At 51.2% G+C, this 12,323-nt stretch carries 16 protein-coding genes; 1 reads left to right on the forward strand and 15 read right to left on the reverse strand.

The window, feature by feature from the left end:
* Positions 1-12: 12 nt before the first annotated feature.
* Together OO017_RS00180 and OO017_RS00185 are read right to left on the reverse strand one after the other, a co-directional pair.
* Positions 13-519 (reverse strand): PaaI family thioesterase, encoded by a 507-nt coding sequence (locus OO017_RS00180; RefSeq protein ID WP_266050423.1) that lies wholly within the window; start codon positions 517-519, stop codon positions 13-15.
* A gap of 90 nt (positions 520-609) precedes the next feature.
* Positions 610-1,041 (reverse strand): Fur family transcriptional regulator, encoded by a 432-nt coding sequence (locus tag OO017_RS00185; protein ID WP_266050424.1) that lies wholly within the window; start codon positions 1,039-1,041, stop codon positions 610-612.
* Between the two features lie 205 nt (positions 1,042-1,246).
* On the opposite strand from OO017_RS00185, the gene OO017_RS00190 reads away from it, so the two are divergent.
* Complete coding sequence (locus OO017_RS00190) at positions 1,247-1,990, forward strand: T9SS type A sorting domain-containing protein (RefSeq protein WP_266050425.1); 744 nt, start codon at positions 1,247-1,249, stop codon at positions 1,988-1,990.
* A 59-nt stretch (positions 1,991-2,049) separates the two neighbouring features.
* On the opposite strand, the gene OO017_RS00195 is transcribed toward OO017_RS00190, so the two are convergent.
* The 13 genes from OO017_RS00195 to pstB all read right to left on the reverse strand — a co-directional run bounded on the left by OO017_RS00195 (position 2,050) and on the right by pstB (position 12,308).
* A complete protein-coding gene (locus OO017_RS00195; protein WP_266050426.1) occupies positions 2,050-2,892 on the reverse strand; it encodes a geranylgeranylglycerol-phosphate geranylgeranyltransferase in 843 nt (280 codons plus the stop codon).
* Between the two features lie 120 nt (positions 2,893-3,012).
* Positions 3,013-3,207, reverse strand: coding sequence for a cold-shock protein (locus OO017_RS00200; RefSeq protein WP_025608922.1), 195 nt, complete (start codon positions 3,205-3,207; stop codon positions 3,013-3,015).
* 122 nt (positions 3,208-3,329) lie between these two features.
* Positions 3,330-3,827 (reverse strand): KdsC family phosphatase, encoded by a 498-nt coding sequence (locus OO017_RS00205; RefSeq protein WP_266050427.1) that lies wholly within the window; start codon positions 3,825-3,827, stop codon positions 3,330-3,332.
* A gap of 149 nt (positions 3,828-3,976) precedes the next feature.
* Positions 3,977-4,213 (reverse strand): Fe-S cluster assembly protein IscX, encoded by a 237-nt coding sequence (gene iscX, locus OO017_RS00210; RefSeq protein ID WP_266050428.1) that lies wholly within the window; start codon positions 4,211-4,213, stop codon positions 3,977-3,979.
* Between the two features lie 74 nt (positions 4,214-4,287).
* Positions 4,288-4,617 (reverse strand): 2Fe-2S iron-sulfur cluster-binding protein, encoded by a 330-nt coding sequence (locus OO017_RS00215; protein WP_266050429.1) that lies wholly within the window; start codon positions 4,615-4,617, stop codon positions 4,288-4,290.
* Positions 4,618-4,726: 109 nt separating this feature from the next.
* Complete coding sequence (locus tag OO017_RS00220) at positions 4,727-5,506, reverse strand: Rossmann-like and DUF2520 domain-containing protein (RefSeq protein WP_266050430.1); 780 nt, start codon at positions 5,504-5,506, stop codon at positions 4,727-4,729.
* Positions 5,507-5,611: 105 nt separating this feature from the next.
* Positions 5,612-8,206 (reverse strand): cytochrome c biogenesis protein CcsA, encoded by a 2,595-nt coding sequence (gene ccsA, locus OO017_RS00225; RefSeq protein WP_266050431.1) that lies wholly within the window; start codon positions 8,204-8,206, stop codon positions 5,612-5,614.
* Between the two features lie 86 nt (positions 8,207-8,292).
* Positions 8,293-8,718 carry a cytochrome c maturation protein CcmE domain-containing protein gene (locus OO017_RS00230; protein WP_266050432.1) on the reverse strand — a complete coding sequence of 142 codons (426 nt, stop codon included), beginning with the start codon at positions 8,716-8,718 and terminating at the stop codon, positions 8,293-8,295.
* Between the two features lie 104 nt (positions 8,719-8,822).
* The gene (locus OO017_RS00235) at positions 8,823-9,095 is read right to left on the reverse strand and encodes a CcmD family protein (protein ID WP_266050433.1); all 273 of its coding nucleotides are present in this window, start codon (positions 9,093-9,095) and stop codon (positions 8,823-8,825) included.
* A complete protein-coding gene (gene ccsA, locus OO017_RS00240; RefSeq protein WP_266050434.1) occupies positions 9,082-9,747 on the reverse strand; it encodes a cytochrome c biogenesis protein CcsA in 666 nt (221 codons plus the stop codon). The genes OO017_RS00235 and ccsA (OO017_RS00240) overlap by 14 nt, the downstream gene beginning before the upstream one ends.
* Before the next feature lie 182 nt (positions 9,748-9,929).
* Positions 9,930-10,571 (reverse strand): heme exporter protein CcmB, encoded by a 642-nt coding sequence (locus OO017_RS00245; RefSeq protein ID WP_439651295.1) that lies wholly within the window; start codon positions 10,569-10,571, stop codon positions 9,930-9,932.
* A 207-nt stretch (positions 10,572-10,778) separates the two neighbouring features.
* Complete coding sequence (gene phoU / locus OO017_RS00250; protein ID WP_266050435.1) at positions 10,779-11,498, reverse strand: phosphate signaling complex protein PhoU; 720 nt, start codon at positions 11,496-11,498, stop codon at positions 10,779-10,781.
* Positions 11,499-11,558: 60 nt separating this feature from the next.
* Positions 11,559-12,308, reverse strand: a complete 750-nt coding sequence (pstB, locus tag OO017_RS00255) for a phosphate ABC transporter ATP-binding protein PstB (RefSeq protein ID WP_266051017.1) — start codon at positions 12,306-12,308, stop codon at positions 11,559-11,561.
* Positions 12,309-12,323 lie beyond the last annotated feature (15 nt).

The following is a 12,323-nucleotide window of genomic DNA, read 5'->3' on the forward strand; positions in this document are numbered from 1 at the left end:
AGCGAATAAACCTCAGCCCTTTAGACTGCCTTTCGCCTTCAGCGACCAGGTAAAGCGGAATTCTGCCACCTGGTCTCCTGCTTCATCTGTGCCTATGCTTGTGGCTACTATGGTTACGCCCTCACCGGTTGCTTTAGTCTGCTCGGCGGCATCGTGTATGCGCTGGCCGTCGTGGCAGGTAAAGGTTATTTTGCCTACGGCCTTCTTCGTGAAGTTTGCCTCCATGTTTACCACCAGCATCGATACCGCGGGTACGGCTTTATACACGTGCATCATGCACAAAGCCCCCGTAGACAGTTCGGCGGCCATACTTAAGCAGGCAAAGTAGATAGAGTTAAACGGGTTTTTGTTGATATACTTATAGGGTATGGTAACAGAGGCTTGGGCTGGGGTGATGGTGGTAACACGCAGCCCAGCCAGGTACGCCATGGGCAACTTGGCCAGCAGAAAGAGGCGGAATTTTACCGGCGATGTTACCAGTCTGCGAAATTCTGCGGCGGTGTCTTGCTGGATGTCCATGGGCTGGCTGTTTATACTTTAAACCTTATGCATACTTTGTGAGGGTAGAGGTGCGGGAGAACTCAGCCGCCGTTGGCACGAGGCGAAATACTAAATACCGCTGTCCTGGCTGCATCCTTTGCACGTCCCTTCCGCCGAAAAGTGCAGCCGGTCTGCCATATACCCTTCCGGCAGCGTAAGGAGCGGAATGTCCACATCGTTCAGGCAGAATGTTTGGCCGCAGGTGTTGCAGTTAAAGTGTATGTGGTTGTCGCGGTGCTTGTGCTGTGAGCAGGTGTCGGGTTCGCAAAGGGCAAATTTTATGGCTCCACTTACATCTTTTATGCTATGTATCAGCCCTTTGTCCTCAAAGGAATAGAGCGTGCGGTAGATCGTTACGCGGTCATAGTCTTTGCCGATAAGCCTTTCCAGGTCTGCGTGCGAGAGCGCATGGTCGTTCTGCAAAAACTGCTGCAGCACCTGCAGGCGGCATCCTGTTTTACGCAAACCATAGTCTGATAGCAGCTGTTGTGCTTTGTCCATTGTAATTGCTACACCCATTACTAACAATGTCAAATATACTTACTTACCTCAATAAAGCAATAAACGGGAAGGGAGCTTAAAAGATATATAGTAAAAAAAGTATAAAAAAAGTGGAGCAAAAGCAGGCCTTTTACGTAAGAAAGCTAATATTATTATCTACAGTTATATTGTCATACCTAATATTGGAATGTTAAAATTTTTAACAATGAAAAAAGCTCTACATGTTATTGCTGCCGTGGTGGCTCTCTTTCTGGCAACTGGCGTCAGCAACGCACAAACTAAAGAACCTACCGTTAATGGAACCTTGGATGTGATATCAGAGCAGGGAAATCTTGTGGTGGGCCAGGATATACCTTGGCAGGCCATTATTAATTCTTTTGACCGCGAAGGAGAGTTGGCCAACCTGGAGATTAAACTGCACAACCCGGCACAAAGCGAAAACTTTACATTGCAATACAACTCCAACCGTGAGGCAACCACTGAGGATGAGGCAGTTTACTCTGTGGTAACCTTTGAGGACGGCGTTGCCACCATCGGCCCGGAGGGTGGCGAGGCGCTGCCAGAGGCCTACCAGGAATATTTCAAAATCAACTTCTCTGCCCCCGGTATTTATACTTATGACCTTATTTTACGCCGCGAAGACGGCAACCCGCTGGCATCAGTTACCGAAACAGTTACGGTGGGCACAGTGGCAGGTATGGACGACATGATCGGAGATACCCGTGTGGCTGTATACCCTACGGTATCGCAAGGCATGGTAAAGTTGAGCCTGGGCAGCATCCGTAACGCCGATGTGGCTGTAATGGATATACTTGGCCGCAATGTGCTGCATCTGCGCAATGCAAACGGCACCGTAGAAATTAACACGCAGCACTACGCCCGCGGCACCTACTTCGTTAAAGTAATGACTGAGGGCGATGTAGCTTCCAGCCGCCTGATTGTGAGATAAACAATTTTACTTATTGGTTACGTTAAAAGCCCGGGCCCCTAGCTCCGGGCTTTTGTGCTTTACAGCAGCAGCATGGATAAGATACCCAGCAGCATAATGAGCTTGTTTAGGTTGCTGAGGAAGGTAAAGTCTCGCTTGCGGTCGGCACGCACCAGTTTAACCACCAGCCACACACTGGGCAGCAGTACCAGCGCTACCATATACACATCAAAAACCCATCCGGAGGAGGGGTGGGCTATAACGATGATCACAAAGGCCTGGAAAAGTGCCAGTAAAGGGTACAGCACCAGCTTGGCACCGCGCATGCCAGCCACTATAGGCAGGGTGCGGCACTCGAAAGAGGCGTCGCCTTTCATGTCCTCAATGTCTTTTATGATCTCCCGGATAAGGGAGATCAACAGGGCAAACAGTGCGTAGCCCAGCGTGATCTGGTTCAGGGTATCATCGTAAACGGCCACCACCAGCAGCATAGACGCCGACAGCAGCGCGATGGCCACATTGCCGACCAGAAGCATTTTCTTGAGCCGGGCCGAGTAGCCCCAGAGCAGCAACACGGCACCCAGGTTTATAAGCGCTACAGGTATGGAAAGCAAAAGGCCGAGCAAGACACCAACCCCGGACAAGATTAAGTGGGCAAACATAGCTCTGCGCCGGCGTATGCGGCGGCCAATCAGCAGCCTACCCGGCTTGTTGATGGCATCGATCTTAATGTCGTAGTAGTCGTTGATGATGTAACCGGCCGCCGCGATGCACACCGTGGAGAGCACCAGCAGCCAGAAATTCCCGTCTAGCAGCCTGCGCCATTCTAGTCCCGGCGCCAGGAGACAAGCCTGCACCAGCGCCTGGCTCAGCACGATCATCACCAGGTTGCGGGCACGTATCAGGGTCAGGATGTGTTTCACAGTCTGTAAAAGTATGGGTGCGCAAATAGCATTGCTGTAAAATTACGACACATCGATTAGCGGGCAATAAAAAAAGCCCCTGTGGTAGGGGCTTTTCCTGTGCATGTAAAGTATGTCTGTTTAGAACTTCTTCACGTTTACAGCATTGATTCCTTTTTTGCCTTCTACCGTGTCGAATTCAACGCGGTCGTTCTGCTGGATCTGCAGACCGTTCAGGCCAGTTACGTGTACAAAGAAATCTTCGTTAGTGTCGTCCTCGGTGATAAAGCCGAAGCCTTTTGACTCGATAAAGAACTTTACTTTTCCTGTCTTCATAAAAAATTGAACTGTTGATGGTAATTAAACTGATGGTAAACTAAAAATAATTTTCTATATATCCAATAATATATTAAATAAAATCTGCAATTTATTTACAAAATAGTATAAATGCAATTGTGCTACCAGTTATCCTGCCCCTTCATAATAGTCTCAATGAGCTCGCGCACGGCTCCTCTGCCGCCATTTTTAGTGGAAACAAACGTCGAGATGGCTTTAATGTCCTCGGCAGCATCGGCGGGGCAGGCACGGAGACCGCAGCGCTGCATCACCTCGTAATCAGGCATGTCGTCGCCCATGTAGGCCACGGTGGCGGGGTTAACGCCCTGCATGTACAGGTAATCCTCCATGGTCTCCACCTTGTCCTCTATCCCCAGAAAGATATCCTCGATGCCTAGCTGCTCCAGGCGGCGGCGTACCCCCGGCTCGTTTTTGCCGGAGATGATGGCTACCCGAAAGCCCTGGCTGATAGCGTGCTTGATGGCAAATCCATCTTTGATGTTAAAGGCGCGCACCTGCTCACCATCGGCAAAACAGTAAAGCAGGCCGTCGGTCAGTACGCCATCCACATCAAAAATAAAGGTGTTGATGCGGGTAAGGTCTGTTTGAGTAATAGACATAAGTATGAGTTTGCTGGCAAAGGGTTTCTGGAGTGAAAGGCTCTGCCGGTTTGGTTTTTAATTCTTGAAAATACAAAAGGCTCCTTCGAGTGAAAGAGCCTTTAAAAGTATAGAAAATTATGAATTTATACGTGCAGTGCAGGTATGATTTAGTCCTGGTTGTCGCGCCACTCGTAAACCCAGGCTGCCTGGATCTGCTCCAGGTGCCCTTCGTTGGCCTGTTCGCGGGTGCCTTCAAAGTTCGGCAGCGACAGTACCCACTCCAGCAGTTCGGTGAAACGGATGCGGTAAATCTTAGACTCAGTAAAGTCATCGCCGAACTTCTCGTAAAGTGCCATCGCGATGTCTTCGTAATCGTTCCAGTGTATTGGTGGCTCGTAGCTCATACTTGGTCAGTTATCGGTTTTCTGTTAACACTTATCACCAACTGATAAATGTTACTTGTTGATTGTTAAATGAATTAGTGGCCCAGGAAGTCCTGCTCCGGAATAGTTACCACAATGTCTTCGTTGCCCTGCACCACGCACTGGCAGCCCAGGCGGGAGTTAATGCGCGGGTCAACGGCGCGGTCGATGTAATCCTCTTCTTTGTCTGAGATCTCCGGAAGGTCATCCATACCGGCCTCGATGTACACGTGGCAGGTACTGCAGCCGCACACGCCACCGCAGTTGTGCTGCAGTTTTATGCTGTTATTCAGGGCTACGTCCAGCACCGATTCGCCTTCTACGGCCGGATGCGTTTCGTCGGGAGAGCCATCAGCAAACTTAAATGTTATATTTACAACTTTCATGTCTGTGTCTTTATGCTAAAGTGCAAAGTTACAAAGCCAGCTTACCGAATCAAAGTATACGGCAGGGCTTATACACTGCCTTTGTTTAACAGGTATTACGGGTAAATAGTTAGCCTCTGTCTTTGGTGGCTTGTATACTTTGCGTCAGCAAGTGGTACAGCTCCTGCAGTTGGGGGTGCTGCCGGAGCATGTGCAGGTGCGTTTCAATCACGTTTTGGTCGTGGCGGCTGGCGGGGCCGGTTTGCACAGCATAAGGGTCGTGCTGCATGGCTTTGGTGATAGTTTCCTGTATCAGGGGCTGTAGCAGTTGTAAGGGCAGGTCGGCTTCCTGCAGCAGTTGCCGGCTGATGCCCAGCAGGTGGTTGGTGAAATTACAGGCAAACACCGCTGCCAGGTGCAGCTGCCTGCGGGCGTCCGGGGCAACTGCCTCCACGGTGTCGCTTATACTTTGTGCCAGTTCCTGCAACAGTTGCAGCGTGTCCTCGTTCTGCGCCTCCACAAGTATGGGCACGCTTTTAAGATCAACAGATTTGGCTTTGGAAAACGTCTGCAGCGGGTAAAAAATGCCTGTGTGGGCCCCTGAAACCGCAGCAAGTATATGCAGCGGCTGCGATCCGGAAGTATGGGCCACCACTGTTCCCAGCTTCACCTCCAGTTCTGCGGCTACAGTAGCAAGCGCGGCATCAGGCACGGCTATCAGCACCACTTCCGCAGGTATGTTTTGCAGGTCGAGCGTACCAATGGGCTGTGCCTGCGGCAGGAGCCGGGCCAGTTCCTCGCGCGTGGTGGCGGAGCGGCTGTAGATGGCGGTAAGGGTATGGCCTGCTCTCTGCAGCGCCTGCGCCAGGTGCCAGGCCACGTTTCCTGCTCCGATAATGGCTATGTTCATACTTGATTTATACTTTGCTGCTGATGGCAAGTTAAGTGGTATGGCCTGCAAAACAAAAAAGCCTTTGCTTATACAGCAAAGGCTTTTCTCTACGTGGGGCTGCAGTTAAGCTGCCTGCACTTTTCTTTTCTCTTTCGGAGCCGCTGGTCTGGCTTTTGCGCCGCCGTCCTTGCGGCGTACAATGGCCATCACAAAACCGATCGACATCACAATAGTGCCTATCCAGAGGATGTTTACGAAAGGTTTCTCTATCGCTTTCAGGATGATGTAATCCTTTTGAGAAGCGTTCACCCCGATTTTAAACCTGTTGTTCTCTGTGTCGATGTTCAGGAACGTAAGGCGCAGACCAAGGTCAGCAACCTCTTCCGGAACGCGGCCCATCATTTGGTTTTTGATCATCAGCACCGGGTGCGCATGGTAATTCTTACGCTCCCCGAAGATCTTCAGGTCTGCCTGCACGGCTACATCGCCTGCCTCCAGAGCCACGCCGGGAACTTGTTTTATCTGTTCGATACCGTTAAACACAGCCACGTAGTCGTTCAGGATAATGGTGTCGCCAATGGCCAGGTCGTACTCCTGCAGCTCACCCCAGTCTTTCTCCTCGTTCGGGTCCGGCACAGAGGATACGTGCGTGTACAGGTCCTTATCGGCAAAGTGCTTGATGTCCGGCGAGGCCAGCAGACCCATGTTCGGGTTCACCTGGGCACGCGGGTAAAGCGTAAAGTTGCCGTCGCCTTCGCGCTCCTTGTACTGTACCTTGTAGTACGTATTCTCCGGAGAGTACAGATCCAGTGTATCCCCTGTCTCAAAGTATACTTTATCCTCCTGCACTATCTGTCCGCGGGCTATAGCTTTGTAAGGGTCAGCCGTCGGGAAGAGCAGCTCGGTGTTTACGTAGCCCGGTACGCCAACCACCTCCTGAAACTGGCCATGGTAGCTTACGCTATATTTCTGCATTTCTACTGGCGTGTTGCGCCACAGCAGTACGTTATCGCGGTTTATCTCCTCCGGAAACTCTCTGGAATACACCATACCTGAGGTATTCTGCGAGATGATGTTGTCATAGCCAGAAGAGAACAGGATGCCGAGCAGCATCAGGGCGATGCCTATGTGCGCCACCGCACCACCGGAGAGCGATATTTTCTTGTGCAGCAGGCTCAGAATGATGCTCAGGTTGGCAAATACGGCAAAGAGTGCGGCCACCAGCAGTATGATAAACACCGGGTTGTCCATGGTCTCGTGCAGCATGCCGAGCTTAGAGAGCACGATAATAAGGCTGGCGAACAGCAGCGTCAGCATGCCCGGCAGGGTAATCGCGTCTACGAAGCTACCTTTCTCGCCTTTGCGCCACCACAGCAACTGGCCCACACCGCTAAGTATGGCAATCGCCACACCGCCCCACAGCTGGAACTTGGTGTAGTGCGCAATCTGGTCGGCAGGCAGGGCGGCGTTAGATTCTATCCCGATAAAGCCCAGGAAGGAGTTGTAAACCGGAATGGAGGTAGTAAACAGCACCTGGAAAGCAGCCAGGCACAGTACTATGGCCCCGATGAACACCCAGAACTCGCCGCTATAGGTTGTCAGTTCTTTGTCGGTTGTAGGGATGCTCTTCCAGCGATACACCAGCAGGGCTACGGCCATCACGGCGAAAGCCGCCAGGTAAGTAAACAGCTGCCCAGAGAGGCCAAGGTCGGTGAAGGAGTGCACGGAGGCATTGCCCAGAATGCCGCTTCGGGTAAGGAAGGTAGCGTAAAGTATAAGTATGAATGAGGCGATGACCAGGATGTAAGAAGCCTTCAGCCCCGACTTGCCACGGTTATAAGCAATCATAGTATGGATTGCGCCCACCAGCACCAGCCACGGAATGTACACGGCATTCTCTACCGGGTCCCAGTTCCAGTAGCCTCCGAAGTTAAGCGTTTCGTAAGCCCAGTAAGCCCCCATCATGATACCGATGCCCAACGTTACAGCCGCAAAGTGCGACCATGGCAGCGCCGGCTTAATCCACTCATGGAACTTGCCTTTCCAGAGGCCAGCCATCGCAAAGGCAAAAGGCACCAGCGTGGCGGCAAAGCCCAGGAACAGCGTAGGCGGGTGAATCACCATCCAGTAGTTCTGCAGCAGTGGGTTAAGGCCTGTGCCATCGGCTGGCACAAAGTCCGGGTCCATGGCAAACACCGGGGTGTCCGGCATAAAGTCGCGCATCAGGATGAAAGGGGAGGAGCCTATCTTCAGGTCGCCGATCACCACACCCAGGATCATGGAGGTCAGGAAAAGCTGCACGAAGGAGAAAATGCCCATTACCGGGGCCTCCCATACTTTGTTTTTGCCGCTTCTGTTAATCAGCACCACGCCCAGCAGCACATGCCAGAAAATCCAGAGCAGGAAGGAACCTTCCTGGCCTTCCCAGAAGCTGGAGATCATGTAATGCACCGGCAAGTGGTTGGAGGAGTGGCTCCAAGCGTAATAATATTCATAGCGATGCTCATGAATGATGTTGAACAGCGCAAAAACGATCATCATAACGGCGGCACCGTGTACGTAGAAAGCCCCGCGCGCCAGCTTACGCCAGCTATCGTCGCCGGAGATGTCTACCGTGGCTCGAGACGCCATAAAGTATGCATAAGAGGACACTATGGCCGCCACAAAAGCCACAATCACACTTGCATGGCCAATATCCCCGATCAGCGTATTAATCATCTTTGAATGTTAGAGAGTTGAAAAGTTAGAGAGTTCAGGAGTTAGCGAGTTTAGTAGTTAACACTTCTTTAACTCCCAAACTTAAATTATAGGCTAGCAGTGTTTTGCTGGATTTCCTTCTCCACGTACTTGGATGGGCACTTGAGCAGGATCTTGTCGGCCACAAACACGCTGTTTTGCATGTTACCCGTTATCACTACCTGCTCCGAACGCTCAAAGTCCTGAGGCTTGGGGTTAAAGTACACCACCTTCTGCTCTACGCGGTTGGTATCCACCAGCATAAATGTAAAGTAGTTCGGGTCTACAAGCGGGTCATAGTTCATGCCTACAATATGGCCCTGCGGGTCTTTCTTCAGGCGGCCCACCACGTGCACTTTGGTCATGTCACCGTCCTCGGCGCGCTCAATGGCCTCGCCAAATGATACATAGGTGCTGGCATCGCCCACCGAAGACATCATGATGACGATTGCGACAGCGATCACTAAAATCCCGATGATGTGTGTCTTTTTCATCTTAGTAAAAGTATAGGTACTCTTTTTCTGTTAGCCTAACACGCAGCGGATCGTTTTAAATCCATCCTGCTTAAAACTAATTATACTCTTTTCAGGGCGGTGTTTTACCTGTTTACCAGGTCGTCTTTCAGCTGCTTCTCCAGGCGGCTCACCTTGCGGTCTATGGCTACCATATAAGCAATAGAGCCCGCCAGCACGGTTAGCAGCACCACTACCACCACGTAGATCTTGCCGTCCTGACGCAGGGTGTCGGCCATCTCTACCTCCGGCTCTGCCGCCGAATACTCTACTTCTGTTGTTTGTGCCTGTGCCGGCTGCAGGCCCGCTGCGGCGCCAAGTATGAAGCACCACATGGCCAGTATTCTAAACAGTTTCATATAAGCGTTGTCTCAGTATTTCTAATCTCGATTTCACGTTCACCATCCAGATGCCCAGCAGCGTCCAGCCGATTACGGCAGGGTAAAACACCATGCGCAGGCGGCTGTCCAGGTCGTAGGTGTTAAAGCCGGGGTTGCCTCCGTTGCCCGGATGCAGCGAGTCGGTGAGGCGCGGAAGTATAAACAGCAGCGGGATAAGCGCCGCAAACGCGAAGATGTTATACACCGCACTGATGCGGGCACGCTGCTGCTGCTCGCTAAAGGAGCTGCGCAGCACCAGGTAAGCAAAGTAGATCAGCAGGCCAATGGCGGCCCCGTTTTGCTTCGGGTCGTTGCTCCAGTATTCGCCCCAGGTAAACTTGGCCCACTCCATACCTGTAACTATACCCAGCACACCGAAAAGAATACCTACTTTGGCAGCCTCATGGGCAATCACATCGCTTTTGATAGTGGGGTTACGCAGGTACTTGATGGAGTAAATTACCGATACCAGCAAAATCAGGATCATGCCGAACCACATGGGCACGTGGAAGTACAGGTTGCGGATGGTTTCGTTAAGTATGGCCAGCCGCGGCACTTCAGTTAGCATACCAGCCACCACTGTATAAACCAGTAGCACCACCGCCAGTATTTTCCACCAATTCTTTTTCATTTCTCTTTATTATAAGACACCGTGTTAAGCACATAAGCCGTGCCTTCTTGCCTTTCACTCTTTTTTTTGATTTCACAGCGCAGCCATTTCATGCTGCTGCCTAACCAAAAGACATTTTATCTTCTCAAATCGTTCTGTTTCTTGCTGCTGCAAGTATAACACAACCTGTTTTTGCCTGCGCGTTACGAGCGCCAAAGGTACGGGAATAAGATGTAAGAAACAGTGACGACAATCATGTTTATGGCAAGCAAGGTAAGCAGTTCGTCGAGGCTGGCGCTACGGTCTAACCCGTCCATGGCGTTTTTCGACATCTTTATCAGCATAAGCAGCATCGGCACGATAACCGGGAAGCTCAACACGGCCATGAGCGTGCTGCTATTGGCGGCCTTGCTGGCGATACTCGAGATCATAGTGAGCGAAGTGGAGAAACCCACAGCCCCCAACAGGATAGAAAGCAGGAACATGGGCACATCCTGCACCGGGTTGCCCAGCACAAAGCCATAAAACACAAAGCAGATTACGGCCAGCAACAGCATGAGCATGGTGTTGTAGATGATCTTGGCAAGTATAATGCCCTGCGGGCTCACAATGGAGTAGAAGTACAGCAGCCGCCCCCGGTTCTCCTGCATAAAGCTTTTGGCGATGGCGTTAACTGACACAAACAGCAGGATGATCCAGAGCATGGCGTTCCAGACAGGGGCCACCAGGATGTTAGAGCGCATGCCAAAGCTCAGGTAGCACACAAACACCACACTGCCCACGTACAGCAGCATGCCATTCAGGGCATACTTTTGCCGCCACTCCAGCACCAGGTCTTTCTGAATCAGGTATAAGATCTCTTTAAACAGCACGTTCTTTTATTTTCGCACAAAGTTAAGGCACAAAAGCTTGAGAAGGTAACATTTGGCTGCTGATTGTGGAATGCCTGGGTGCTCCTGGGCCGGGTAGCCTGCCGTTTTATACCTGGGGCGAAACAAAAAAGGCACAGAACGCGCTGTTCTGTGCCTTTTCAGGAGTACAAAGTATAAATTTTACCCCTCGTTATTATTATTGTTGTTGTTCCCGTTCTTGCCGGAGCTTTTCTTTTTTTTCTTGTCGCCCCTGTGCTTTACTACCTTGGCCTCACGGTAGAAGATGATCTCCTCGGCAATGTTAGTCACCTGGTCGCCAACACGCTCCAGCTTCTTGATGATGGAAAGTATGGCCAGCGCCTCCGAAATCCTTTCCGGGTGTTGCGCCATATACTTTGTTGCCACGGCATCAGACTTACGATAGATCTTGTTTAAAACCTTGTCGCGCTTGATCAGGGCTTTGGCCATAACGGGGTCATTGTTCTTGAAAGCCAGCCGGCAATCATCTAGCATTGCCAGGGCCTCCTCATACATAGGTAGCACCTTTGTCATCTCCAGCAGTTGCGGCTCTACGGGTGCCTCCAGCTTCTTCACGAAGCGGGCTATACCTTCGGCAGTATCACCGATGCGCTCCAGGTTGGTGTTGATCTTAAGCACGGCCAGCACCAGGCGCAGGTCTACGGCCACTGGCGTAAACAGGGCAAAGAAATTCTCGCACATGCGGTCTATCTTCACGTCGAACTGGTTTACCTTGCGGTCGCGCTTAATAATCTGCTTGGCCAGTTCCACGTCTGCCTTTAGCATGGCCTCACGGCCGCTCTGCAGCTGATACTCTACCAGGTCCCACATCTCCAGGAGTTTGGTCTTTAAGCGCTCAAGTTCAATATCTATATGCGGCATTATGTTTTATGATTTTGGGTTAGAATCTACAAGTACAGCAGTGTGGTGGTTTTGGGCGGATCAACCAAAACGACCTGTAATGTAATTCTGGGTACGCTCATCCTTAGGGCTGGTGAACATGGTTTTGGTTTTGTTAAACTCCACCAACTCACCCATGTAGAAGAAGGCAGTATAATCGCTAACGCGGCCAGCCTGCTGCATGTTGTGCGTTACAATTACAATCGTGTAATCATTTTTGAGCTCATAGATCAGCTCCTCCACTTTAGCCGTCGAGATAGGGTCCAGGGCCGATGCGGGCTCATCCATTAAAAGTATGGAAGGCGATATGGCCAGGGCACGTGCAATACACAAACGCTGCTGCTGGCCACCCGAAAGTGCAAGGGCAGACTTGTGCAGTTTGTCCTTTACCTCTTCCCACAGGGCGGCGCGTCTTAGCGAGGTCTCTGCGGCCTCCTCCAGCACAGACTTCTTTTTAATGCCTTGTATCTTCAGGCCGTACACTACATTCTCATAAATGCTTTTCGGGAAAGGGTTAGGCTTTTGAAACACCATGCCTACTTCTTTGCGGAGCTCATCCACGCGGACATCCTTTCTGTATATATCCTTGCCATCGATGAGGATTTCTCCTTCCGCCCTAAAGCCTTCAATATAGTCGTTCATGCGGTTAAAGGTGCGCAGAAACGTAGACTTGCCACAGCCAGACGGACCGATGAAAGCCGTTACCGCCTTCTCTTCCATGGCGATGTTAATATTCTTCAGTGCGTGAAAGTCGCCGTAGTAACCGTTGAGGTCTTTAGCCTCTAGTTTTATTCTTTTGCTCATGGT

Source organism: Pontibacter anaerobius (assembly GCF_026241195.1).
Classification (GTDB): domain Bacteria; phylum Bacteroidota; class Bacteroidia; order Cytophagales; family Hymenobacteraceae; genus Pontibacter; species Pontibacter anaerobius.

Bases quoted from the DNA above. Each gene is read 5' to 3' on its own strand.
- OO017_RS00180 (WP_266050423.1), bottom strand. From the start codon at position 519: ATGGACATCCAGCAAGACACCGCCGCAGAATTTCGCAGACTGGTAACA.
- OO017_RS00185 (WP_266050424.1), bottom strand. From the start codon at position 1,041: ATGGACAAAGCACAACAGCTGCTATCAGACTATGGTTTGCGTAAAACA.
- OO017_RS00190 (WP_266050425.1), top strand. From the start codon at position 1,247: ATGAAAAAAGCTCTACATGTTATTGCTGCCGTGGTGGCTCTCTTTCTG.
- OO017_RS00200 (WP_025608922.1), bottom strand. From the start codon at position 3,207: ATGAAGACAGGAAAAGTAAAGTTCTTTATCGAGTCAAAAGGCTTCGGC.
- OO017_RS00205 (WP_266050427.1), bottom strand. From the start codon at position 3,827: ATGTCTATTACTCAAACAGACCTTACCCGCATCAACACCTTTATTTTT.
- iscX (WP_266050428.1), bottom strand. From the start codon at position 4,213: ATGAGCTACGAGCCACCAATACACTGGAACGATTACGAAGACATCGCG.
- OO017_RS00215 (WP_266050429.1), bottom strand. From the start codon at position 4,617: ATGAAAGTTGTAAATATAACATTTAAGTTTGCTGATGGCTCTCCCGAC.
- OO017_RS00220 (WP_266050430.1), bottom strand. From the start codon at position 5,506: ATGAACATAGCCATTATCGGAGCAGGAAACGTGGCCTGGCACCTGGCG.
- ccsA (WP_266050431.1), bottom strand. From the start codon at position 8,206: ATGATTAATACGCTGATCGGGGATATTGGCCATGCAAGTGTGATTGTG.
- OO017_RS00230 (WP_266050432.1), bottom strand. From the start codon at position 8,718: ATGAAAAAGACACACATCATCGGGATTTTAGTGATCGCTGTCGCAATC.
- OO017_RS00235 (WP_266050433.1), bottom strand. From the start codon at position 9,095: ATGAAACTGTTTAGAATACTGGCCATGTGGTGCTTCATACTTGGCGCC.
- ccsA (WP_266050434.1), bottom strand. From the start codon at position 9,747: ATGAAAAAGAATTGGTGGAAAATACTGGCGGTGGTGCTACTGGTTTAT.
- phoU (WP_266050435.1), bottom strand. From the start codon at position 11,498: ATGCCGCATATAGATATTGAACTTGAGCGCTTAAAGACCAAACTCCTG.